19 protein-coding genes are annotated in these 23,278 nt (G+C 70.2%); 8 read left to right on the top strand and 11 right to left on the bottom strand.

Going from position 1 to position 23,278, the window contains the following annotated elements; genetic code table 11:
• Positions 1-49: 49 nt before the first annotated feature.
• Positions 50-904, bottom strand: a complete 855-nt coding sequence (locus ACQEU6_RS32295; protein ID WP_499336898.1) for a hypothetical protein — start codon at positions 902-904, stop codon at positions 50-52.
• An 808-nt stretch (positions 905-1,712) separates the two neighbouring features.
• Between ACQEU6_RS32295 and ACQEU6_RS32300 the strand changes: the two genes are divergently transcribed.
• Positions 1,713-2,813: a pentapeptide repeat-containing protein gene (locus tag ACQEU6_RS32300; protein ID WP_499336899.1), complete on the top strand. Its 1,101-nt coding sequence runs from the start codon at positions 1,713-1,715 to the stop codon at positions 2,811-2,813.
• Between the two features lie 124 nt (positions 2,814-2,937).
• On the opposite strand, the gene ACQEU6_RS32305 is transcribed toward ACQEU6_RS32300, so the two are convergent.
• Both ACQEU6_RS32305 and ACQEU6_RS32310 read right to left on the bottom strand, forming a co-directional pair.
• Positions 2,938-3,855, bottom strand: a complete 918-nt coding sequence (locus tag ACQEU6_RS32305; RefSeq protein WP_499336900.1) for a phosphotransferase — start codon at positions 3,853-3,855, stop codon at positions 2,938-2,940.
• A 19-nt stretch (positions 3,856-3,874) separates the two neighbouring features.
• On the bottom strand, positions 3,875-5,086 hold the full coding sequence (locus tag ACQEU6_RS32310; protein WP_499336901.1) for an NsdA family TPR-like regulatory protein: 1,212 nt from the start codon (positions 5,084-5,086) through the stop codon (positions 3,875-3,877).
• A gap of 768 nt (positions 5,087-5,854) precedes the next feature.
• Between ACQEU6_RS32310 and ACQEU6_RS32315 the strand changes: the two genes are divergently transcribed.
• From ACQEU6_RS32315 to ACQEU6_RS32345, 7 genes are all read left to right on the top strand, one after another.
• Positions 5,855-6,346, top strand: a complete 492-nt coding sequence (locus ACQEU6_RS32315; RefSeq protein WP_499336902.1) for an ATP-binding protein — start codon at positions 5,855-5,857, stop codon at positions 6,344-6,346.
• 818 nt (positions 6,347-7,164) lie between these two features.
• Complete coding sequence (locus ACQEU6_RS32320; protein WP_499336903.1) at positions 7,165-8,142, top strand: MarR family transcriptional regulator; 978 nt, start codon at positions 7,165-7,167, stop codon at positions 8,140-8,142.
• Positions 8,143-8,350: 208 nt separating this feature from the next.
• The gene (locus ACQEU6_RS32325) at positions 8,351-9,481 is read left to right on the top strand and encodes an AAA family ATPase (RefSeq protein WP_499336904.1); all 1,131 of its coding nucleotides are present in this window, start codon (positions 8,351-8,353) and stop codon (positions 9,479-9,481) included.
• 58 nt (positions 9,482-9,539) lie between these two features.
• Positions 9,540-11,453: a hypothetical protein gene (locus ACQEU6_RS32330; RefSeq protein ID WP_499336905.1), complete on the top strand. Its 1,914-nt coding sequence runs from the start codon at positions 9,540-9,542 to the stop codon at positions 11,451-11,453.
• A gap of 176 nt (positions 11,454-11,629) precedes the next feature.
• Positions 11,630-11,890, top strand: coding sequence for a hypothetical protein (locus ACQEU6_RS32335; protein WP_499336906.1), 261 nt, complete (start codon positions 11,630-11,632; stop codon positions 11,888-11,890).
• Positions 11,887-12,288 (top strand): hypothetical protein, encoded by a 402-nt coding sequence (locus ACQEU6_RS32340; protein ID WP_499336907.1) that lies wholly within the window; start codon positions 11,887-11,889, stop codon positions 12,286-12,288. The genes ACQEU6_RS32335 and ACQEU6_RS32340 overlap by 4 nt, the downstream gene beginning before the upstream one ends.
• A 10-nt stretch (positions 12,289-12,298) precedes the next feature.
• A complete protein-coding gene (locus tag ACQEU6_RS32345) occupies positions 12,299-12,691 on the top strand; it encodes a MarR family transcriptional regulator (protein WP_499336908.1) in 393 nt (130 codons plus the stop codon).
• A gap of 72 nt (positions 12,692-12,763) precedes the next feature.
• Here ACQEU6_RS32345 and ACQEU6_RS32350 read toward each other — a convergent pair whose 3' ends face one another.
• The 8 genes from ACQEU6_RS32350 to ACQEU6_RS32385 form a co-directional block, all read right to left on the bottom strand.
• Positions 12,764-13,372, bottom strand: coding sequence for a DUF2637 domain-containing protein (locus tag ACQEU6_RS32350; protein ID WP_499336910.1), 609 nt, complete (start codon positions 13,370-13,372; stop codon positions 12,764-12,766).
• Positions 13,369-14,376 (bottom strand): C40 family peptidase, encoded by a 1,008-nt coding sequence (locus ACQEU6_RS32355; RefSeq protein ID WP_499336912.1) that lies wholly within the window; start codon positions 14,374-14,376, stop codon positions 13,369-13,371. Before ACQEU6_RS32355 ends, ACQEU6_RS32350 begins: the two co-directional genes overlap by 4 nt.
• Entirely contained in the window at positions 14,376-15,290 is a 915-nt protein-coding gene (locus ACQEU6_RS32360) for a replication-relaxation family protein (protein WP_499336914.1), read from the bottom strand. The genes ACQEU6_RS32355 and ACQEU6_RS32360 overlap by 1 nt, the downstream gene beginning before the upstream one ends.
• Positions 15,287-17,785, bottom strand: coding sequence for a DUF8128 domain-containing protein (locus ACQEU6_RS32365; RefSeq protein WP_499336916.1), 2,499 nt, complete (start codon positions 17,783-17,785; stop codon positions 15,287-15,289). Before ACQEU6_RS32365 ends, ACQEU6_RS32360 begins: the two co-directional genes overlap by 4 nt.
• Complete coding sequence (locus ACQEU6_RS32370; protein WP_499336918.1) at positions 17,782-19,656, bottom strand: VirB4 family type IV secretion system protein; 1,875 nt, start codon at positions 19,654-19,656, stop codon at positions 17,782-17,784. Before ACQEU6_RS32370 ends, ACQEU6_RS32365 begins: the two co-directional genes overlap by 4 nt.
• The gene (locus tag ACQEU6_RS32375; protein ID WP_499336920.1) at positions 19,656-20,651 is read right to left on the bottom strand and encodes a PrgI family protein; all 996 of its coding nucleotides are present in this window, start codon (positions 20,649-20,651) and stop codon (positions 19,656-19,658) included. The genes ACQEU6_RS32370 and ACQEU6_RS32375 overlap by 1 nt, the downstream gene beginning before the upstream one ends.
• Complete coding sequence (locus ACQEU6_RS32380) at positions 20,648-22,093, bottom strand: TrbL/VirB6 family protein (protein WP_499336922.1); 1,446 nt, start codon at positions 22,091-22,093, stop codon at positions 20,648-20,650. The genes ACQEU6_RS32375 and ACQEU6_RS32380 overlap by 4 nt, the downstream gene beginning before the upstream one ends.
• A gap of 362 nt (positions 22,094-22,455) precedes the next feature.
• Positions 22,456-22,746, bottom strand: a complete 291-nt coding sequence (locus ACQEU6_RS32385; protein ID WP_499336924.1) for a pilin — start codon at positions 22,744-22,746, stop codon at positions 22,456-22,458.
• Between the last annotated feature and the right edge of the window lie 532 nt (positions 22,747-23,278).

Raw genomic sequence — 23,278 nt, forward strand, 5'->3', positions numbered from 1 at the left:
GGGGGGAGAGGCGTCCCGCCTGGATGTCGAATTGGGTGCAGCTTTCTCCTCACATCCCGGGAGGAACAGCGGAGTCGGCGGAAATTCGTCCGTCCTGAACGGCTGCGACGAGCCTTGTTTCGGCAACGTGCCGCAGTTTGTACAGGGGCTTCGCCGACACTCCCTGGACTCGGGCGTACTCCTGGACGGAGGTGCCGTCCAACCGCGTGGTGATGATCAGTTCGGCGGCGGCGGGACTGATGACCCCTTGGCGTGTGGCGTCCAGCAGCAACAGCACCGGGTCCGGGCCGGCCGCGGACGCACGGTCGGGCAGTTCGCCCGGGTCGCACGGGATGTGGCGGGCCTCCCTGCCACGAGCCCGCAGGGCGCCCTTGCGGGCCCAGAACATCAGGCGTGCGGCGATGTGCGGACGCGAGGTGTCAATACGCGCCACCTGGGCGACGAACTCGGTCAGCAACTCCGAGACGATGTCGTCAGCGAGGTGGCTCGAGCTGGAACGGATGATCCGCGCCGCGATGCTCTTGAGGCCGGGCATGGCCATTCCGACGCAGCCCACCACCCATGAGGGCTCTCCGGTCCGTGCCCGGCGGATGAGTTCGCACCACACCTGGTCTTTCAGATCGCTGGATGCGGAGCGCTCCAGCAGCAGGTCTCTCAGCGTGCTCAGGTCGACCGGCCGCGGAGGCAGGCCGTGCCCGATCACTCGGCCGTCCACCGTGAGCGAGCCGGGGCCGGTCGTCAGTAGCCGGAAGGAGTCCTCGGCAACAGTCAGCGCATTGCGCGACCGGAACGCAACCGTGTTGGCCGGGTGCTGGTGATAGGTGCGGTGGTGGTTCATGCCGTCCCCCGAGAGATCGTGATGGATCGATGACTCCAGGTGTCCACCACGGCGTGTGCAGATCATGAACAGTCCATGGGTGGGGCGCCTGTGCACACGAAGTGTTGACGGCGTGTTAGAAACGGCCCTGGCCTGCGATGACGCCCTAATTGCGACGTTCTTTCGTCCAAACAGGCAAAGTCGATCCAGTGTTTAAAACGGCCGCTGCCTGGCTGTTTACCCACTGCCAGATTTCTTCGGTAAAGATCTCAGAGTGGCTGACGACCCCGGTCGCGGTCTCGCTTGCTAAAGTCCCTCTCATACCTGCATGCGAACTTCTGCATGATTTGCATCGGGTCTGGTTGTGTGCTGCTCGGAGCCGTTGTCGCGGTGAATTGATGCGGGCTGGCCTCGGATGGCACGGCGATGCGTTGTCGACGCCCGGCGCTGCCGGTTTGGTGCTGCCCATGGTTCTGGTGGGCGAGCGGGAGGACCCTTGAGGACGAGTTGCTCCATGCGGTGTCCCTGATGCTGCCGGAGGTGGCCCGGCGTGCCAGCCGGTCGCGCTGTCGCCGTGCACCAGTACACGAACAGCCCGCAGCGCTGCCTGTGTGCTTCATGTGCAAGCGCAGCACCTGTCACTGGAGTGTGCACAGAGTGCCTATAATCCCTGCGACCTGCGGTGTTGTCACCGACGGGTGGTGCGTACGTGGCGGAAGTCGTGCTCGACGAGTGCCCAGCTCCCGCCGGAACGGCCCCCGACGCGAGGCCTCCCATCGATGCGGATTACGTGAGAGCCCTAGTTGGTGAACGCGGGGCGGGGCGGGCGCGTCTGACGTAGGTGGGTAATGCGAAGCTTGAGCGGCGGGCCGCCAAGAGCCGATCGCGTCGGCCGGTGCAACTGGCGGCGATGTGGATTGCGCTGCCGGTCACATTCACCTGTGCCGTGGTGATCGCCGGTGTGGCGTTGTGGTCGGGACTGTGGCTGCTGGACGTGCACGGCGTTAAGCACGAGAAGCAGATCGACTCCAAGGTGCTGTTTGACCTGGTGAAGTTGTCATTCGCCATGGTCGCCGGCGTAGGCGGTTTGGTGGCCTTGGTGGTGGCCTATCGCAAACAGCGCACTGAGGAGAACAGCGCGTTGCGCGAGGACACCAAATTGCACAGCGACCGGTTCACCGCTGCGGTCGCCCAGCTCGGCGATCCCTCTCCCGCCGTGCAGCTGGGCGGAGTGCACGCCTTGGCCGGTCTGGCAGACGACGCCCCCACTCCCCAGCTCCGTCAGACCTGCATCGATGTGCTGTGTGCCTACCTGCGCCTGCCCTACGATCCCGATCCCGGCGACCGCCCCGACGAGAGCGCGGACCCGGCCGGGTATGAAGCTCACTTCCGCGCCCGTGCCGCTTACCGGGCACTCCGGGAGGTCCGCCACACCGTCATCCGCATCATCGGCAACCACCTGCGCGACGACGCCTCGGTCTCCTGGCAGGACCACGACTTCGACTTCACCGTCGTCGTCTTCGACGGCGGCGACCTCCACGGCGCTGTCTTCACCGGCGCTACTCTCTTCACCGGTGCCGCCTTCGCCTCAGGGCGTCTCGATCTCAGCGGCACGCGATTCGCGAACGGCACGATCGACTTCAGGGCTGCGCGGTTCACGGGCGGCACGGTCGACCTCCAAAACGTGCAGTTCACGGACGGTACGGTCAGCTTCGTGGGTGCGGAGTTCACGGGCGCCACGGTCTATTTCGTCGGCGCGATGTTCATAGGCACCAGCATCTACTTCTCCGGTACGGAGTTCACGGGCGGCGAGGTCCTCTTCATCGAAGCGAAGTTCACCGCCGGCGAGGTCAACTTCAACGGCGCCAAGTTCGTGACCGACACAGTCGATTTCAGCAACGCGGAGTTCCCTGACAACAGCGTGCTCTCCTTCGTGGGGGCGACCGGGAAGCGGCCGCAGGGGCTTCCGGATGACTTCGCTCCGCAGCTTTCGTGAGCGGCGACGCGGGAGGCGCAGCCGCCTCTCTCTGCCAAACTGCCGTGAGACGTATGAGTCCTTGGCGATAAGCAAGGCAGACAGGACGAACGACGCAGTGACGATGCCTCTCGCCGAGCCAGGTTCAGCCCTGCTTCGCAGATGTCGGTCTCGGAGGGCTGTTCCACCTGGTGGCCGTGTCGTCATTCCGCAGGGTGACGAGGCGGTGAGCGACTTCTCGCCGGGCCCAGTCGTCGCTCGGAGCTTTGCGGATGTAGGGACTCAGCCCACTGAGTTCACGGACGTGCATGAGCGCGTCGAAGTCTGGATAGGTACGCACGTCCCAGCCGTAGGCGGCTGTGAAGGCATGAAGGTCTTGTTCGGTATGGCGGTTGAACCGGCGGCGCATGTAGTGAGGCTGGATCAAGTCCCACTCGCGCGGACCGTGGGCGACGTGGTCCCAGTCGCCGAGCACGACCTCGCCATTGCGGACCCGGATGAGATTATTGGTGTGGGCGTCTCCGTGGATCAGCCCAGAGGAGAGCACGCCGACCAGTCTCGTCCAGGCGGTGCGCATCACACTGATTCGGGTGAGCAGCCATGATCGATCCTCGTTGCTCATGGCATGGGGGTGGCGTTGGGCTGCCTCGGCGACACTGCCCAACGGGTCGGTCATCAGCTGCAGCTTGAACGGCGGGACCGGCTGATCGTGTAGCGCCCGGAGCAGCCGGCCGAGTTCGGCGCCGGTTCCCGGTGGCCCGTCACAGACGTCGAGCAACCGCCACATCGACACCACGTGCGCGTTGACGTGGAAAGGATCGGCCTCGGCAGGCTCGGTGCATGGGAAGCCACGGCTGGCCAGCCATCGCGTTACCGTGACGGACTGGGTGATCCTGTCGAATGCCTTGGGAGTGCCGGCGATGCGAACGACCAGTCGTGCCGTCGGCAGCGCGATGACCGTGTTGCTGTGCTGCCCCACCAGGCGGGCGTCACCCGTCGGGATTGAGTACCGTTCGCTGATCGCGTCAATGAGGAGCCGGATCTGGTCTGGCAGAGCTGCCATGGGGGTGACTATCCGCAGATCACCGGGTGCAGCGGGCCAGTACCGGACGTGCGGCCTCGTATAGCTCGGTGACGGCCGGCTGACCCTGATGAGGCTGCAGGGCGGCGAGCACTTCGGTGACCCGAAGGCAGACACGGCGTGAAGAGATCTGAGCGGCGAGCGCGAGGAACTCATGGCCGCGGGCGCAGGCCTGTTCGATATCCAGGCTCTGCGCGTGTGCGATCGCAAGGACGCCGAGGGTGAAGGCGCGGGGGCGTGGTTCGGTACGGATGACCAGACTCTGCTCGGCGGAACGGACGGCGTGCCGTCCCATTCCAAGGTTGATGTAGCAGCGGGCTTCCTCGTGGCGCAGATGCCCGATTCCGTAGGCGCTTATCCAATTGGGTTCGGTCGTCGTTCCGGCTTGCTGATAGGCGTCCCACACATCGCCGAGGACGCGCTGGGTGCGCGCACGGTCACCTGTTAGCGACCATGCGAGCGCGGCCTTGGTCGTCAGGAAGGCCCGCCCGAGCGGAGGGACCGCGCGAGCAATGCCGGCAGCGCCTTCGGTGTAGGCCAGTGCCTGTTCCACGTATCCCGATTTCTGGGTGGGACGGCGGGCAAGCGCGGCTTGGTGCATTTCATGCTCCCCACGCCGCGACAACACCCACGCCGTCAGCGATGGGTCGCCGGACTCGTTGGCCATGCTCGCGGCCCGGCCGAGCAGCGTCAGTGATGCGGCCAGCCGGTCGGCATCCAGATTCATCGCCGCCACGCGCAATGTGAACTCGGTGGAGACCGCGAAGAGCCGCCGACGGAGGGGATCGGACGCGTGTCCGCGCAGCCGCGGCTCGATGACGTCGGTCAGGTAGTCAGTGGCCTGCTGGCGAACGCGGGTGCCGCCGAACTGCCGGTCGGAGGTCATCAGCGCTGCGAGCATGCCGCGGATCGCCTCGACGTCTCCCTCGTTGGTTTTGGGTGCGGGTGGCGGTTCAGGCCCGTCCTCGAAAAGTGCGTCGTCGCTCATACCGAAGGCCCGGGTGTACAGGATGCGGTAGCGCTCGGTGACTCGGACGACATCGCCCTTCTCCCACCGCTCGATGTAGCGGCGCAGGCTGCGGACGCTCGGCATCTTGTGGGGATAGTCGGCTGCGTCGCGCAGCTCCTGAGCCATGCGGGGGATGTCCCATCCCCTCGTCCGCCGTTCACGGCGCAGCCGAGCGCGCACCTGTGGGGTCGTCTCATAGGGCATGAGCGTGCACCTCCCTGTCTGTCGGCTGCCGGGCGAACGCTGAAGATGTCGCAAGCTGTCGAACATTGTCGGCTAGAGCTGTGGCGCCCGCCACAGATTCACTAACGGTGACCAGATCGCCACCCAGTGCTGAGAGTCGGTCATCGTGCATCGATTAACCAGAGGGTCAGGCAGCGGGCAGGCCGTGAGCGCCTGCGCGTCGTCCTCTTCGGCCAGATGATCACCCGACCAGAGTCTGGGAGGGGACATCGCTCTGGGCGTCGGCGTCAGGCCGATGATGGTGCGGTTGGCAGCCGTCTGAGAGTAAGCACGCCCAAGGTTGCCGTCGGATCCACCAGGCCTTCCCGCGTACTTGTTACGGCGAGTGCGGCGGGCCGGGAGGATGTGCTGCCGCAGCCCGGTGTGGGATCCGGACGGCTCTCCTGGGGCCCTGGACGATACGTCTTTCGACTCGCCACTCGTGCCCGCTGTCCAGGCGACCCCAGAGCAGATACGGCCGACCTCATTGCTGGAGGAAACATTAGGGGACCATGCTGAGAGACCAGCTAATTGAGCGCGATACGGCGGATTCTCTAGCGGAATTCGTCGCTCGGTGGAGAGCTGGAGATTCGAGTTGAAACGACGATGTGCAGCATCAAATTTTTACTATTTCTAAGTGCTGCATACTTGACGCCATGGATAGAGGCGAGTGCTGATTGTGTCCGGTCGCTCGTTTCAAGCGGCTACAAAAGCGGCAGCGGGCGACCGGGAGAAAAGGGGAATGGAAACGTGGAGAAGAAAGGCTGGGGCATGTGCTCTCCCGGCGAGTGGTTGTGGGGGGTGGACCCGATGCGGTGGCGTCGGATCTACCCGGGCCGGGCCGATCAGGTGCGGGTGGCGCGGGTGTTCGCGGCGACGCTGTTCGAGGGGACCGGGCGTGAGGAGGACGTGGCGGTGGTGGTCGCGGAGCTGGCGACCAACGCCGTGAGGCATTCGCGGTCGGGAGGCGAGCGGGGCTGGTTCGGTCTGGAGGTGACGCTGTCCGACATCGCCTACATCGCGGTGACCGACCTGGGTGGGGGCTGTGTACCCACGATCCGGTCGGAGACGCCGGGGTGCGAGCCGCGGGTGGGTGGATACGGCCTGCTCACGGTGTCCAAGCTGGCTTTGACGATGGGGGTTCACGGCAGTCCCGAGGACGGCTTCACGGTGTGGGCCGACATGGACCTGCGTCGCACCGCCCAGAACGGCCCGGGCCAGCAGGCGACGCTGGCGTCGTAGGGAGGGCCCAGCCTGGGGTTAGCAGGCTGGTCCCTCAAGGAACAGCGTAGAAGAACGCTGCTTGCGAGGGGAGGCCCCGTCCGTAGGTCCGCATCCGCGGGTCTGCCGACGGGGCCGCCGCATGCCTGTGCCGGTTTGAGGGTTTTGTCTGGCGAGTGATCGGCGCTGGCAGCGGGCCACCTTTTCAGGCTTCTCTTCGGGGTTCTTCTCGGTCTTCTTTCCGGGGCTCTGTCTATGAACAGAAGGTGCCGGCCTCGATCTCTGGGCAGGTCGTAGGCGTGGTGCATATTCTGTTCGTGGCCCCGACTCGTCACCAGGACGACCCCTGGTAATAGCTCGCGATGTGGGTTCGGTTCTACTCCGTTTTCTGATCACGCCCTCCGGCTGGCCTGCTGTTCCTCCCTCTCCCGTCGAAATACCGCATGTAAGCCGACCTGCCCGCGGGCCCGTCCGGCACGAGCCGTTCGCGCCCGAGGTGCGAGGTCGCCGTTGCCCGACGAGTCGACGAGGCGCGAGAGGCGTGAAACGCCTCATTCGAGGTGCCGCAGTTTGGTGAATCGCGTCTTTGGTGAACGGGCCTTCGAAAATGTGTGTCCATCGAGCCAGGTCTCGGATGTGAATTGGGGGAAAACTCGCTTTGCCGTCGGATGGGTTTAGTGTTGCTGGCGCGAATGGTTAGGTTGTTCAGCCCTGAAGGTGATTAAAAATGTGGCCGAAGGTGCTTGCCTGGTCGGGCGGCATCGAGAAATGGTCGAGCTCCCGATGAACGGGAACGGCACCGGAAGTCCGGTCGCCGGTCACATCGAATGGGAGATGAAATGGCCGCGAAGAACATAACCGCAAATGACGCCGCAGGAAATGGCGTCACGGGCACCGAGAACGCCGGGGACGGCGCCGCCGTCACTGGGGGCGGGGCGCGCCCGTCCGGGGCGGCTGGGGACGTGTGGGGCGCGCTGACCGGCAACCCCGGTGCGACCGTGACCGCGTTGGCGGAGGCGTCGGGTGTCAGCCGTGTCACCGTCGCGCGGACGCTGACCGCCTTGGAGCGCGACGGGTACGCCTGCCGGACGCGTGGCGGGCGGGACGGCGGGAAGCGGCAGCCCGACACCTGGCACCCGGTCACGGCCACCACCGACGGCACCCCGGACGCGTCCGCATCGGACGCGCCGAGCGGGGACGCGGACGCCACCGACGACACCCAGGCCACCACCGAAGCGCCGACCACCGACGACACCGCCACCGGAACGGACGCGGCACCCGAGGCGCCCGCCGCCGACGAGGACGCCCCGACCAGTTCGGACACCGTCACCACCGGGGACGCGGACGCGAGCGAAACCACGGACGCCGGGGACGCTGGGGCTGGGATGGACGTGGCGGCGGTGGCCGAGGCGCGGGACGCGCTGACCGGGCTGCAGGACGCCATCGCGGCGGCGCTGACCGCGCTGGACGGCGGGGACGGTGCGGGGGCGCTGGCGGCGGTTGAGGGCGTCTACGGCGGGTCGGGGAAGGCGCGGCGGCTGGTGCGCGCGGCCGCCAACGGGCGCCCGCGTACCGCGTCGGGGGCGCCGCGTTCGGCGCCGGGTGAGATGCGCGCGAAGGTCGCCGGACACCTGACCGGCCACCCTGGCGCGTCGTTCACTCCACACGAAATCGCGAAGGTGATCGGGCACTCGGCGGGGGCGGTGTCCAACGCCCTGGACCGCCTCACCGAGGCCGGTGAGGCCGAGTTGGTGTGCGACCGGCCCCGCCGGTTCACCGCCATCACCGCCCGCCCCGCCAAGCGCGCCGCGCGCTGACCGCACGCACCGACCGCCACTTGGGGGCGGGCCGCCGCGCCACGCGCACCCGCCCCCGGCGTCCCGACCACCCGCACTTGCAAGGAGCCGTCACATGACCACCGTCCCCACCACCCCAACGGCCGCCGCTACCCCGACCACTGCGCCGACCGCCGGACCCGGCTCGGTACCCGCGCCTGGTGGCACCGGTCGCCTCGGACAAGGTGAGTTGCGTCGAAGGGTCGCCGCCATCCTCGCCGACCGGCCCGGCGAGGTGTTCACCCCAGGTGAGATCGCCCGGAGCCTGGACCGGTCGGCAGGTGCGGTCGGTAACGCGCTGGCCGTGCTGGCCGACCGTGGGCAGGCCGAACTGGTGGCCACCGGGCCGCGCCGCTACCGGGCCACCGCCACCACCGCCGACGCCCTCAAAGGCGGCGGCGCGTCCGCCGCCCGGACCGCGCGCCCCGCCACCGCCCCCGCACCGAAGGCCGCGCCCGCGCCGACGCCCAGCACGTCCGGCACAGTCGTTGCCTCGGGGACGTCGGCGAAGGGTGGGAAGTCGGCGGTCGGGCCGGTGGTGAGGCCGAACGGCCAGACCTACCACCCGCGCCGGTTGGCGGACCTGCCGGACGTGGCGGCGCTGCGGCGACTGCGGGAGGCGTCCATCCCCGCCCTGCTGTACGGGCCGCCCGGCACGGGGAAGACGTCCCTGGTCGAAGCGGCGTTCCCGGACCTGATCACCGTGGCCGGGGACGGGGACACCGCCGTCGCCGATTTCGTCGGCGAGTACACCCAGGCGCCCGGCGGTGGTTACGAGTTCGTCTACGGGCCGCTGATCACGGCGATGACCGAGGGCCGCGCGCTGCTGATTGACGACGCCACCCTCATCTCGCCGAAGGTGCTGGCGGTGGTGTACCCGGCAATGGACGGGCGGCGGCAGATCACCGTCAAGGCGCACAAGGGCGAGACGATCACCGCCGCCGAGGGGTTCTACGTGGTCGCCGGTCACAACCCCGGCGTTCACGGCGCCGTGCTCACCGAGGCCCTGGCCTCCCGGTTCGCCGCGCAAATCCGAGTGTCGACCGACTATGACCTGGCCCGCACGCTGGATATCGAGCAGCGCGCGGTGCGGGTCGCGCGGAACCTGGCCCGCCGCCAGGAGTCCGGCGAGATCGGCTGGGCGCCGCAACTGCGCGAGCTGATCGCCTTTCAGAAGATGTCCGGGGTCCTGGGCCCCGAGGCGGCGGTGGCCAACCTTCTCGGCATCGCCCCCGAAGAAGACCGCGACGTGGTCGCCGAGGTCATCAGTTCCGTCTACGGACGCGCCGTCACCCCGCTCGCCCTCGGCCAGCAGATCTAACCCGCACCCGCCCGCACATCCCCGCACCCGCGCCCGCACGCACCCTCACGGAGGAACCATGGCAACGCACGTCATCCCCGCACCCACCGCCCCGCCCGCCGCCGCGCCGCCCGGCACCGGGGCAGGCGCTACCGCCCCCACCGCCACGGTGGCGGCCCCCGCGCCGGTGACCGGGCCGAGCGGGGCGTGGCTGCGGCTGTCGGCAGCGTTCACCGACGCCGTCACCGACCTCACCGACCGCGAAGACCTCACCGTTCAGTGCGCGCCTGGCCTCGGGCGAGGCGCGCCCGGTTGCTTCGTCCCGTCGCTGGCCGCCATCGAACTCGACGGCACGCACCTGCGGCAGGACCCGGCCACATGCGACCCGTCCTGGCCCGCCGACCGCGACCGATACCCGGTCCTGTGGGGCGTCCTCACGCACGAGGCCGCGCACGCCACCCACACCCGCTGGTCGGTCCCGGACGGCGCGCCCGCCGCCGCAGCCGACGCCGCGATGGCACTGGAAGAGTCCCGGATCGAGGCGGTCCAGGTACGCCGCCGCCCCGCTGACCGCCGCTGGCTGCGCGCATCCGCAACCAGCCTCATCCTGGCCGACTTCACCACCGGCCCCACCGCGCCCGCCACCGCAGCGGCCACCGCACCCGGTGGCGGGTCTGCGCCGTCCGGTGGCGCGCCGTCTGGCACCTCGGCAGGTGCACCGGCCACCCCGCCGACCGCCCCGCCGGTCACGACACCGCATACCGCCATGACGCCGTGGAACGCCGGACGCGCCGCCGCGCTGCTGCTGGCTCGCACCGACGCCGGAATCCTCGAACCAGCAGAAACCAAGACTCTGGCCGAGGTCGTTCTCGACGTGCTCGGACCGACCCGGTTGAGCGCGCTGGCCGCCCTATGGCACCTCGCGCACGCCACCGGCGACGACGACACCGCCACCATGATGGACCTGGGGCGGCGGTGGTGCCGGATCCTGGACGTCAACCCCGAACGCCCCGCCCCGCCCCCGCCGCCCGGAACACCGGGCGCCTCGGGCGACCCCTCCCCGCTGGCCGAAGCCCTGGGCGCCACCATGGCCGCCGTTCACGCGGCCGCCGCCACCCCGGCCACCGGCGCGCCCGGCCCGGATCCGGCCGAGAAGCGGCGGCAGGAGAAGGACGCCCGAGACAAGGCCGACCGGGCCGCGCGCCGCGTGTTCGGCGCCAGCACCGCCTCGACCACGGCGCGGGGGCGGACCGCGATCACCGGTACCCGTCCGCCCAACCCCGACGAGCAGGCCGCCGCCCGCCGTCTGGCCCGCCGGTTCCGCGCCGCCGCGCACCGCGACCGCGTCACCACCACCCACACCTCACCCACCCCGCCCGGACGCCTGTCCATGAGGGGTGCGCTGGCCGCCGACGCCCAGCGCGCCGCCGGTGTCACCCCGACCGCCGAACCGTTCAGCCGGACGGTTCGGCGTCACGTGCCCGCGCCACCGCTGCGGGTGGGCATCGCCTGCGACGTGTCCGGATCAATGAACACCCTGGCCGCACCGGTGGCATCGGCCGCGTGGATCATGGCCCGCGCCGCCGGGCACCTCCCCGACGCCCTAGCGGCCACCGTCATCTTCGGCGCCCGCGTCCGACCAATCGCCCACCCTGGGCACACCCCGGCCGCCGTGACCGAGTTCGCCGCCCGCGACCCCAGAGAAGACTTCGTCCAGGCCGTCGACGCCCTCGACTCCGCCGTGGAACTGACCCGGACCGGCGCCGCCCGGCTACTGGTCATCGTGTCCGACGGCATCTTCAAAGACGACCAGCGCGAAGAAGGCCAGAAACGCATCGACCGCCTCACCGCCGCCGGGTGCGGCGTGCTGTGGCTGTCGATGTCCGGCCGCACCAAACCCATGAAGGGCGCGCACCTGGTCACCCTGACCGACCCCGCCGCAGCCGCCGACGCCATCGGCGTCGCCGCAGCCCGCGCCCTCCGCACCGCCTGAACCCGCCGCCCGGTGTGCCCCCCGGGCAGGGGCGCACCGGGCCGACCAGGCCCCCCACGACGGCACCCGCCGCCCGCTATCAGCCCTAGGACCGCCCGGAACGGACAGGCGTCACCGGGACGCCGCCAATCCAAAGAAAGCTCCAACACCGACAGGAGAGGCACACCGTGAACCGCATGGAGTCCTACATTCGTGACCGCCATGACGACGCTCACCAGCGGCATTGCGAGGCAGAGGCGAAGATGCTCCCCGGTCTCGACGAAGGAGAAGACATCGCCGCCCCGGTCGCCGCCGCCCGCGCCACCGCGTCTTGGTGGGACGAGCCGGTCCCCGGCATCAGCCACGAGGGCCTGGACCCTGTCGAGGCGCCGCCGCGCGCCCGCGACACGGCCCACTTGGACGCCCTCGCCACCCGCACCGAAAGGCCCAGCTCGTGAACCATCTTCGACCAGCCCCGACCGAGCCCGAGACGACCGGCACCTGCCTGATCCTCGAGCTGTGCGGCCTCATCGGCGCCACCGCCAGACTCGATGAGAAACCCCGCGACCGACACCAGGCCATGCAAGAGGTGGTCGCGGCGGCCTACCGCGTCGGCGCCGCAGCCGGTCCCGTCCTGGACGGCGAGGCCGCGCTGATCACTGCTCTGCGGGATGCGGCCCTCGCCCGCCCGCCTATCCCCGAGTTGTGCCCCGGCTGCCAGAAGTTGAGCGGCGGCCGGTGCGGACATCACATCGGGAGCACTGACGTCGCCGAGACCTACCACGAACTCGGCCACGCCCTCAGCGGCCCCAGCTACACCGCCCCCGCCAGCCGCCACCATGAACCGGCCCGGTGAAGGAGCCTCGATGCCCCGCACGATCCGCATTGATGATGAGGTCCGCGCCTTTCTGGCACGCCGCAGGAGGCATCGAGGTGAATCCTCCAACGAGGTTCTGCGCCGCTGGCTCAGCCTGGACCCCGATCCCGACCCCGGCTACACCCGCCGGGGCAGCACTGGCCCGGTACCGACGGTCACCCAGCGGGCCGTCCTGGACGTGCTGGCCTCCACCGGCACCGCGATGACCGCCGCCCAGATCACGGCTGCGGCCAGGATCAGCCCCGCCGCCACAGGCAAGGCCCTGCGGCACCTGGAACAGGCAGGCAATGTCCACCGCCGTCACGTGTCCGGCGACGCCACGCGCCGCTGGCACGACGAATGGCGGATCAATGACACCGACGGCGACCCCGAACAGGCCTGACCGGCCACCGCCCCCTGAGGGCCTCTCCGTTGAAGGGCGCCCGTCGCGTTCCCGCCCCGTCCAGGCACCACGTCAGGACGGGGCGGGACCCTGGACGCCGGTGATGATCTGCTTGACCTTGCGGCGGTCGATGCCGTACTTCTCGGCCAGAAAGCGCTGGGAGACCGGTCGGCCGGGCCCGTGCAAGCTGGCGCGGTACTCGGCCAACATGGCCTGCTCCGGCGTCTGCTCCACTTCGGTGCAGATCGACTCGGCCAGTTCCATTCCGGTGCGTACGCCTTTCGCGGATGCTGGAGGCGAGGGTGCATGGCGGGTGAGGGTCATCAGCAGCTCGAACGAGCCGACCAGTGCCAGGGCGGGCCAGGCGCTGACCAGCGCGCCGATGGGCCCGTGTGCGGCGCCGTGCGCCACGTTGGCGCCCACCGTGGCGCAGATCCCCGCAGCCAGGCTCCACCCGGCCAGCGCCGGTACGGGCCGGTCGCGGCGGGTGGCGTCCAGGATCACCATGGATGCCGCCCAGATGAGCCCGTCCACGGTGAAGGGGACCAGTCTCGCCGTCGCACCGGGCTCGCCGTGGGAGCGGACCAGGTCGAGCATGTGCGCGTAGGAGATGAGCGCGGCGACGACGGCTACCGCCACCACCGCCAGCGCCGTGGTCGCCTTGATCAGTCGATCGGTCACCGGCCGGCTCCTCTCCCCGGTGCCTTTGCTCGCCGGTGCGCGGTCGGTCGGGTGAAACCGAGCAAGGTGGAGCGGCGGTAGGACTGGACCTGCACCACGGTGCCGGTGTGCGGAGCGGCGATCATCTTTCCGCCGCCGATGACCAGGCCGACGTGGCCGGGGTTATTGGTCGAGGTGCCGGGCCCGGAGTTGAAGAACACCAGATCTCCCGGCTGCTCGCGTCCGATGGGGATGCGGGGGCCGTGCCGCCATTGCGCGCCGGACACGCGCGGGATGCTGATCCCGGCGGCACGGTAGGCGGCGTAGGTCAAGCCGGAACAGTCGAAGGCGCGCGGTCCGGTAGCGCCCCACACATACGGCTTGCCGAGTTGCGCGCGGGCGAACGCAATCGCCTTGGCGGCGGCTTGGCCGGAAGGCACCGCCGAGAAGCCATTGCCGTTGCCGCACCCTGCCCCCATCGTCGCCTCGGGCTGGCCAGTCCCACCTCGGGCATAGGTGCGGGCTCGTTTGAGGACTTGTTCCACGTAGGAGCGCGAGTGGTTGTACTGGAACAGCGCGGCCCGGACGCGTTCGGGTGCGCCGCCGTGTTTGAGGTAGCGGGCGGCGGCGGGGATCGCGTCGGCCGGATCGTAGACGTTCCTGCGGCCGTCGCGATTGCCGTCGACGCCGAACGCGGCCCACGTGCCGGGCATGAACTGCATGGGCCCGGCGGCTCCGGCATGGTTGCGGCCTGAGGCGATGCCGGGGCCGGCGCCGCGCCCGTGATCGGACTCGACCTTCCCGACGGCCGCCAAGACGTGCCACCCGATCCCGTACTCCCTGCCGGCCTTGAGGTAGAGGCTCAGATAGGCGGGTGGGATGTCGCTGACGGACCCGCCGGGAGCGGGCTGGCATGCGCCGGCCCCAGTCCCGGTCCCGAGGCCGGGGAGGAGGGCGCCGAGCACGGCGACGAGCACGGCGGCCAGGCCGAGCAGCGCAGCGGTAGCCCCGACCAGGAGGGGCATCAGCGGGTCTCCGACTCTTGCCGTGGCGTAGTGCCCCAGAAGGTGGCCAGGTCGATGAGCCGATACCTGCGGCCTGTGGTTCCGGCGGGCTGCCATACCCGTCCTGCAGGGCCGTCGGATGAAGCGGTAGAGGTGTGGACGGCGGTCGCGACCGGAACCTCGGGGCTACCGAGCAGGGCGCGGAGGTTGGCTTCGCGTCTGGGGCTGGGCAGCCAGATCAGAACGGGGGTGGTAGTGCCGGTGGCTTCGGCGAGGTCGGCGTACCCGCCGAGTTTCCCGGCGACCCGGGCGAGGGTTTCGGTGCCGGTGTCGTGTTCGAGGAAGAAGTCCAGCGTCCGCGTCGCCCCGCCGGGGCCGGACTGGGTCCAGCGCCCGAACCCGTCCGGTCTGGCCAGGTCACCCCACAGGGCCGCGCAGCGCTGCTCCGACCACCACTGCACCAGGGCGGTGCCATCGCCGCGGCGGCGCGCAGAGTCGTGGAGGTTGACGAAGAAGTCGTTGACGCCCGTCTGGTGGGCCAGGCGGGGTGAGACGGCGATGCCGGACGCGCTGTCCTGCCGATACCCGAACTCGGCCATGGTGTGGCCGTGCTGGATGGCCAGGACGTGCGCCCCGGCGGGTCCCAGCACCCAGTGCCAGGGCCGGGATCCGACCGGGGTCCAGGGCCGGAACCGCAGCAGGGTGTGCAGGCGGTGCAGGTGGTTGAGGCGTTGGCGGGCACGCTCGGGACTGGGAAAGAACAGCGCGGTGAGCTGGCCGGTGGTGAGAACGCGGTGTTCCCAGACCAGGGCGAGCAGTTCCCGGTCCCGTGCTGTGAGCCTGTAGGCCACCTCGGCCACGAGTTCGGCGGTCATCCTGGGCGGCCGGACCTGCGTGCCGCGCAGCCGGGTCGAGGTCTTGGTCTGGCGTGTCACGACTCCTCCGGCTGGACGTGTGAGGCGTCCCCCGCTGAGTCGGCCGGCTCGGCGGTTGTGGCGGGGGCGGTGTCGAGGTGACGGAGGCCGACGGCGGGGATGAGGCGCTTTCCGCGTACGGCGGAGAACCGTTCGCGTGAGGCGCGGCGGACGGCGGTGGCGCGGCCGGGCATCGGGTCGGGCAGGGGCCGGGTGCGGAAGGTGAAGGCCGGGGTGGGGCTGTTGCCGTCCATCAGGCGGGCGGCGGCCTGGTACGCCCCGAGGTGGGACAGGTCGTGCGGGGCGAGCAGGGGTGCGGTGTGGCGGGCCAGGTCGGTGGCGTCTTCGGGTGAGGCGGCGAAGTAGATCTTGTTGCGGGCGTCGGCCGAGACGGCGTCGCGCAGATCTTTGGGGAGCTGGGACAGGTGCTGGTGGGCCAGGGTGAGGCTGAACCTGTAGGCGCGGGCCTCGGCGAGGATGTCGGAGATCGATCCGGGCAGGTTGAGGAAGTTGTGCGCCTCGTCGATGTAGGCCGCGGCATCCCGCCTCTCGCCCTCGGTCTGGGTGGCGCGCGGGGTGATGGCCTGCCAGGTGTGCGCCAGCAGCAGCGACCCGAGCAGCCGGACGGCGTCCTCGCCCAGTACGCCTTTGGGCAGCCGCGCCAAGATGAGACCACCGGTGCCGAGCATGCTGGCGATGTCGAGGGTGGAGGCACCGCCGGACAAGGTGTTGCGGACGAACGGCCGCAGCAGCACCGCGCGGAGTTTGTTCATCACCGGCCCGATCACCGACGCTCGCGCCGCCGGAGTCAGCTCGTCGTAGGAGGCCCAGAACCCGCGCAGCAGTTCGTCATCGAGGCGTGCAGTGATGCGGGTGCGATAGGGGGTATCGGTCAGCAGGCGCGGGACATCGGCCAGGGTGGCGCGGGTGCCGTTGACGCGGGTGAGGGTCAGGCAGGCCGAGCGCAGCAGGTCGTCCAGGCGCGGCCCCCAGGAAGAGGAGAAGCAGCGGCGGAAGGTGGTGACGATCGACTCGGCGGCGAACGCCGGGTCGCCTCCGGCCAGCACGTTCAGGCAGGGAGGGCGGCCACGGTCGCCGGGATCGAACACCGCGGTTGTGCCGACGGCCCGCTCGGGGAGTCGGGCGAGGACGTCGGCGACCAGGTCGCCTTTTGGGTCGATGACCAGGGCGCCGCGCCCCGCTCGTGCGTCAGACAGGATGAGATTGGCCAGGAAGGTGGACTTGCCGACGCCGGTCTGCCCGAGCACGTGCAGGTGCTGGCGGGCGCCGGCGACCGTCAGCCCGACCGGGCGCGGCGCCCCTGCTTCGGAGTCTCCGAGCACACGGACACCGGGCCCGGAGATGGGGACGGTCGGGGAGGGCGCGATGGGGCGGGCGCCGGCGCGGGTGACGCCGGGCGCGGCCAGGTCGTAGGGCAGGTGCGCCAGCGCCGCCAGTTCCGGCACCGACAGCAGGTAGCCGCGTTGAAGGCGGCGTTCGGCCAGCTGGACGGCGGGACGATGGAGGCGTCGGCGGCGTAGGTGCTGGTGGCCCGAGGTGAACAGCGCGAATGTGGATGCTACTTCGTGGGCGTGTGCGCGCAGCCACCCGGCACCGGCTTGGTCGGGGTGGCGGGTGGCGACGCCGTAGCGGATCTGGACCTCGAAGCGCGGCTGGGCGGCTTTGCCGAGGACGGCGCGGACTTGTTCGGCGCGTTCGGGGTGCTGGCGGGTGAGTTCGCTGGGGTTGTGGTGCCCGGACATGCGGGGGGTGAGCAAGTCGAACAGGAGACTCTGGGGTGCGGTGGAGCGGCCTCCGCGCAGCGCTGATGCGGCTCGGTGGGCCTTGCCGAGGCGGTGGCCGGTGGCGGGGCGGGCCAGAATCTGCACGGCAAGGTGTTCGCCTTCGGCCAGCCCGGAGGCGGTACCCAGGAGCCCCCGCAGGGGGTCGGCGTCGTGGTCGCTGGCGAGCGGAAAGTGCTCCGGCCTAGCCAGTACCAGCCATCCGCCCGCCGCTCGGTGCTCTGGGTCGAGAGGGAGTGGTGGTGCGGCGGGGTGGGTGGTGAGGGTGGCGCCGGGCCAGGACGCCCGGACGGTCTTCTCGACTATTCCGGGCGGGATGGTGCCGGGGACCCAGATGTGGAAGCGGACGCCCTTGTGGTCGGCGCGGTACTCAAAGGCGAGGTGCGGCTGGCCGAAGACCAGCCGCTTCCAGCGCGGGTGGGTGAGGCCGATGAGGCGTGCCCACCAGGCGGTGGCGCTGGCCGGCTCCACCTTCGGTGGCACGGCCACCTCGATCAACCGGGCGCCCGGGGCGAGTCGGCTGTTGCGCCAGTCCCACAGCACCCACCGGACACTCGCCCAGGTCGCGGCAGCACCGAGAACACCCAGCTCGGTGATGGGGCCGTAATCGGTGGCCAGGTCGATGAGATGGTCCGGGACGTGGCCGAGGTCGGACAGGAGCCCGGACAGGCCAGTGCCTTTGGCGGCGTCCTGGATGAGAGTCGTTCGGGTCATCGTTGGTCGGCCTCCGTGTCCGTGGCTGCGGTGGCGTAGTCCCGCTCAGCGCGGGTGGCGAGTTCGGCAGGATCGGTGGTGACGAGCTGGTGCTCGTGGCCGCTGGCGATGGAGGTGAACGCGGCTCGGTCCGAACCGGCGCCGGTTCCACACAGCAGGCCTTGGCCGCGGTCGGCCGCGAGCAGGAAGGTCTTCTCGCCGTCGGTAAGGTCGAAGGCTTCGGTGATCTGGTCGATGGCCTGGGGTGCTTGGCGGAGCAGGATCTGGGTGGCGGAGTTGGCGATCACCGCCCGTCCCAGATCAGTGGACAGCAGGTCCCCGGCGTCCTGGGTGACGACGGCGAGGCCGGCCCAGTGCTTGCGGGCGGACTTGGCCAGCCGGTACAGGAATCGGGCGCCCTCGTCCTCGCGCATAAGAGTCCAGGCCTCGTCGACCACGACCAGCCGGCGGCGCCGCTCGTCGGGATTGGCGACGGTGCGCCAGATCGCGTCCAGGGCCAGGAGCATCCCGACTGGGCGGACTTCGTCGGGCAGGTCCCGGAGCGAGAACACCACCAAGTGCCCGGCCGGGCGGGTCGTTGTCGGCCCGGCAAACAGGCCACGGTGGGAGCCGGTCACGTACGGCGCCAGCCGCGCCGACAGGCCAGCCGCCGTGCCCGACTCTGGCGCCTCCGACCCGGCGACCGCGTCGAGCTGGGCGGTGAGGTCGGCCAGAACGGGGGCGGGCCGCGCCCAGGTGCGGGGGTCGGAGCCGATACCGCGCGCACGGTAGGCGGCCAGCACCGCCCGGTCCAGCACTGCCCGCGCCCCAGGTGTGAGCGGCTTGGTGAGCATCGCCGCGATCAGTGTCTGCAAGAACAACGCGCGGCGGATGAGGGTGTCCTCGCCCTGCCCCTCTGGGAGGTCGAAGGGGTTGAAGCAGACACCGGGCGCCCCGAGCGCGATGCGGGTGCCGGCGACGTGGTCGCACAGCCGCCGGTACTCGTCTTCAGGGTCGATGACGGCGACATGGACGTCCTGGTACAGCAGCCGCAGGGTTTCGAGTTTGGTGAAGTAGGACTTGCCGGCGCCCGAGCGGGCGAGGGTGACGGAGTTGTAGTTGTCCTGGGCGAACCGGTCCCACACCACCACCCCCGCTGAGTAGGCGTTCAGCCCGTACAGCACCGGCGTGTCACCCAGCACCGGCTGCAGGTCTGGCGAGGTGAAGGGGAACGCGGCGGCGAGCGCGGCGGTGTCGAACACCCGCCGCGCCCGCACGCTGTCGTGCGCGAGCGGGAGGGTGGTGGTCCAGCCTTGCAGGGCGCGGAAGGTGGTGGGCTGGGCGTCCAGCAGCAGCGAGGCGGCCAGCGCCCGCACCCGCTGCACCTCGTCCTCCAGCACACCCGCGTCCGGGGCGTGCACGGTGAGGTACAACCCGACCCGGAAGAGACGGCCGTGACCGCGGGCGAGGGAGGCGGCGAGTTCGGCGGCGTCGTCGGCTGCGGCCTCGGCGGCGAAGTCGGCCAACCTGCCTTGCTGGGCGTTGGCGCGTGACGCCGACTCCAGGCGGGCGAGCTGCCGACGGAGCCGCTGCGCGGCGATCAGCGGCGGGATCGGGTCGATGTGCAGGGAGACGTCGAGGCGCCCGGGGTAGGTGATCAGCGGCTCCAGCCAGCCCGCGCCGACCTCCCTCGGGTACCCAGTTACGGCGAACGACGCGCACACCCCGCCAGGCAGTTCCAGCGACCGGGCGTTGACCCGCAGGGCTGACGGTCCGAAGCCCCAGTCGCCCAGGCCGCCTCCAGGGCCGTCTTCGGCGAGAGGATCGCCCGGCGTCTGAGACTGGGCGGTGAAGGTGAGGACGCGTGACAGCGCACCAAATGAAGGCCGCATCAATCCTCCTGCCGGTGAGTGATGACGTCCTCGGGGGCCGCGTTGTCCACAAGATGGGGCTCGCCTGGGGATAGAGATCCGGCGATGACGGCGGTGGCGCTCGCGGCGTCCAGAACCTCGGCCGGTATAGCGAGCGCGCACAGGGCTTGTACGGCTTCGCCAGCGCGCCGTAGAGCGACCGCCGCGCCCGCGTCACGGCCCACTCGGTGACGGGTGTCCTTCCGCCAGGGCAGAGCGGGAGCCGGGCCTGCGGAGCGGGTGTGGTCGGTGATGACGATGAGGATCTGCCGGATGAGCAGGTCGTGGGCAGCGCCCAGGTCGGTGAGGAATGCGGCGTGCTCACGCGCGGCCTGCTCCAATGCCGGATCGGGCAGCGCGGGCGCGTGCTGAGTGATGTGGTCGGCCAGACCGGTCAGGTCGACCGGGCGGGCTTGGACGAGGAGTTGGACAGGGGCATCGAGGGAGTTGAGCCAGCGGCCGAATACAGCCACCAGCCCGGCCTGTTCACCCGGGGTGCGCAACCCGAAGGTGAGAGTGCCGGCGCGGACGATGACGGCCACACCGCCCCCGGCCAACTCCAGGACTCCGTCCTGGCGGACGGCACGGACCGGCAGCCGCAACGGTTCGGGGAGGCGTCCGCGCATCCGGCACCAGGCTGGCGGCGGCTGCACCGGCCCTGCGGCGGTCACCTGCTCTTTGGACGCGCGCAGATGCCCCAGGGCGGCGATGCTGTACCGGTCGAGGTCCATACCGTCGTGGCGGGCGACCGCCAGGACGACTCCGGCGACCACGACCGGCACCAGCACCGCGACCAGGACCGGAAGCGGCACCAGCGGCCCAAAGGTGAGGAAGATCCACAAACAGCTGGCGGCGGTGCCGCCCAGGATGGCCAGTTGCCGGGCGGTAAGGCCGTAGAGGATCTTGTCGGGCTGGTCGACGTCGGCGGGGATCTTCACGCTCATCGGCGTCACGGCGTGGTGGTGGCGGGTGCTCATCGGCGTCTCCTGGCCTGGTTCTTGGGCGGGTCGATCCACAAGGTCAGCTGTCGTCGTGGGACGGGCCGTCTGGGCATGCCGGGCAGCATCAGCTGCCGCGACCGCACCTGCGGCCGCCCATCCGGCGCCGCAGCGCTGCTGGGTGAGGGCGGCCGTGGTGGACGGGTCACCGGGATCGGCAACGCCAGCTGCGTCGGCCGACGCGCCGCGTTCGTGCCGGCGGGGCCGGGGGCGGCCGGGATCGGCAGTGCGAGCTGCATCGGGTGGCTGCCTCCTTGCCTGTCGCGGTCGGGTTCAGGTGGCTGGCCTGGCGGCATCGGGATAGCTCCAGGCGGCATCGGGATCGCTCCGCCGGGCAGCGCGAGCGGCGGAGCAGGCGGGCCGGGCGACTCCAGCAGCGCGTGCGAAGTGTCCGCCGGTGGCAGGGCCCGGCGTGGTGGGCCGGACGGTGTCGGTAGCGGACGAAAGTGCTGCCGAGGTGGTGGCGGAGGCGCTGGCGGAGGTGGCGGAGTTGGGTTCCAGAATTTGGGGGTGGGGACGCGGCGGCGCATCAGGGCGCCCAGACCGCGGTAGAGAATGAGACTTTTGACCATCCCGGTCAGAGCGCTGGGCTGGGCGGCGCGCCAGATGGTCCGGGCGACCCAGGAGGGGACGCGGACCATGATCCATAGCAGGCACAGCGCCAGCAGCAGGTCGACCCCGGTCCCCGAGACGATTCCGGGGAAGTGACCGCCCGAGTCGCTACCGGGGTGCTTGACGTCGGAGAACAGCAGCCGAAACGCCGTCGCCAGTACCAGGGACTGGCAGACCCCGATCGCCAGAACACCGGTGATGCTGCGCCACCACAACCGGGCCAGCCCATCGGTGACCGGCAGGGCGTGGAACATCAACGCCACGGGCGCGGCGGCGATCAGCACCATGGTGAGCGCGATCCGGACGATGTAGATGAACGCCACGCACACCGCCAGCACCACCACGCCCAGCCCGATGAAGATCGTGAACGGCTGATTGGGGACCAGGCTCGCGACGAGATAGGCGGAGATCGCCTTGGCGACCCGGCCAGGGTCGACCGCCTCGGCCCCCGCGCGCAGGAACGCGGCGGACAAGCCGTTGGCAAAGGTGATCACGTACCCGATCAAGATGAGGCTGAGGTTGGACGCCAGAAACGCACCCACCAGCCGCGCCACCAACTGCCCGGGCGTCAGTTCACTGCCGGGAAGTGAATGCCCGGCCATCAGCAGCACACCGCCCGCGGTGATGATCAGCACATAGCACGTGTTGGCGATGGTCTGCGAGACACCCCACAGGTCCTTGGCACGCGCCATGTCGGGCGAGTCCAGAGGCGGAGTGCCCAACACGGTCTGCGCCAGCAGGTCGCAGACCGGCTTGGCCGCGCTGGTCACCAAATCGGCGAACCAACCGTTCACCGCCTGCTTGGCCATGCAGCCCACGTCCATGAACCCGCACCCCGCCCCCTCACCACCACGAGGGTTCTGCTCACCCGGAGACGCCGGGGCCGGTGAAGGAGTCGCTCCCGCAGGATGAGACGGGGGCCGAGACTCAGACGGCACGACTGGTTGAGGTGAGGACGAGGGCGGCGTAGTGCCGGGCGCAGGTGTTGCCAGCCTCCGGGCGGACGTCTCGGCTGACGCGCTTGTCGTCTGGGGCGCGGGATCGGCCGCACCCCAGACCGGCCTGGCCGTCACACACAGCACCACACCCGCCGTCACCATGACCAGCAGCGCTACCGCGATGGCAGACGCCACGGCCCTAGGTGGCCAAGCGGACGGGCTCGTCGCGCTGGTCACGGCGCGCCGACGATGCCCTGGAGGATCTTGACCAGCAACGGCGCCAAGACCGCGACCGAGTACCCGACCGCGGCATACCGCAGGGTCTTCTTGGCCGCCTCGACCTCGCCAGGGTCGCCGCCGGCCAGCATGTAGCGGACCCCGCCGATCGTGGCGAACAACGTCGCCAACCCCACCAGCAACCCCACGATCACATTCCGCAGGTTGGTGATCACCTCGTCCAGCGAGGCAGCCGCCGCCAGGCCGGTGCCGGCCTCGGCGACACCGGGCACCACTAGCGCGGTCACCACGCACCCGGCCGTCCACACCAGCGACGCAGCCGCCAGCCGCCGCCGCGACGGCCGCTGGCGGAGCGGCACTTGGTCGCTTGCGGAGCGCTCGGACGAGGTGGTTTCAGGCTGCCTGATGGTCCGGCTGCTCTTACCGCGGTTTCGGGCGGACCATTCCGGAATGAGTCGATAGATGGTTCGGTGCGAGTACCTGCGAGTGCGCATGGCAGCGTCTCCAGAACGTCGTTTGACGGAGTCGGCTGCCAGCCGTGCGATCAGCGGGAAACGACGCGGCCTCGGGCTGCGGGCGTCCTCCTCGACGCGACTGTGGGACGGATGACTGCGGCGGGGACCGGGTATCTGGCCGTCCACCCGAGGGCCGCACCGTTCACCGGTGATCTCGACTGGCACCCATGAAGCACCGCCGAACAGACCCGAATTCACAGCCCACCGGAATCCTTGATCAAAACTTGGTCCGCCCAGAGGACGATCTGCTCGCCTGAGAGCCTCAGCGAGCCCCAAGCCGCCTGGCTTTTCGGGGCCTCAGCGT

It is taken from the genome of Spirillospora sp. CA-108201 (assembly GCF_050936235.1).
In the GTDB taxonomy this organism is placed as follows: Bacteria; Actinomycetota; Actinomycetes; order Streptosporangiales; family Streptosporangiaceae; genus Spirillospora.

What these genes read in the sequence shown, in the direction of transcription:
- ACQEU6_RS32355 (WP_499336912.1), bottom strand. Translation starts at nt 14,376, where the DNA reads ATGCCCCTCCTGGTCGGGGCTACCGCTGCGCTGCTCGGCCTGGCCGCC.
- ACQEU6_RS32305 (WP_499336900.1), bottom strand. Translation starts at nt 3,855, where the DNA reads ATGGCAGCTCTGCCAGACCAGATCCGGCTCCTCATTGACGCGATCAGC.
- ACQEU6_RS32335 (WP_499336906.1), top strand. Translation starts at nt 11,630, where the DNA reads ATGGAGTCCTACATTCGTGACCGCCATGACGACGCTCACCAGCGGCAT.
- ACQEU6_RS32380 (WP_499336922.1), bottom strand. Translation starts at nt 22,093, where the DNA reads ATGGCCAAGCAGGCGGTGAACGGTTGGTTCGCCGATTTGGTGACCAGC.
- ACQEU6_RS32375 (WP_499336920.1), bottom strand. Translation starts at nt 20,651, where the DNA reads ATGAGCACCCGCCACCACCACGCCGTGACGCCGATGAGCGTGAAGATC.
- ACQEU6_RS32345 (WP_499336908.1), top strand. Translation starts at nt 12,299, where the DNA reads ATGCCCCGCACGATCCGCATTGATGATGAGGTCCGCGCCTTTCTGGCA.
- ACQEU6_RS32310 (WP_499336901.1), bottom strand. Translation starts at nt 5,086, where the DNA reads ATGCCCTATGAGACGACCCCACAGGTGCGCGCTCGGCTGCGCCGTGAA.
- ACQEU6_RS32370 (WP_499336918.1), bottom strand. Translation starts at nt 19,656, where the DNA reads ATGCGGCCTTCATTTGGTGCGCTGTCACGCGTCCTCACCTTCACCGCC.
- ACQEU6_RS32320 (WP_499336903.1), top strand. Translation starts at nt 7,165, where the DNA reads ATGGCCGCGAAGAACATAACCGCAAATGACGCCGCAGGAAATGGCGTC.
- ACQEU6_RS32330 (WP_499336905.1), top strand. Translation starts at nt 9,540, where the DNA reads ATGGCAACGCACGTCATCCCCGCACCCACCGCCCCGCCCGCCGCCGCG.
- ACQEU6_RS32295 (WP_499336898.1), bottom strand. Translation starts at nt 904, where the DNA reads ATGATCTGCACACGCCGTGGTGGACACCTGGAGTCATCGATCCATCAC.
- ACQEU6_RS32365 (WP_499336916.1), bottom strand. Translation starts at nt 17,785, where the DNA reads ATGACCCGAACGACTCTCATCCAGGACGCCGCCAAAGGCACTGGCCTG.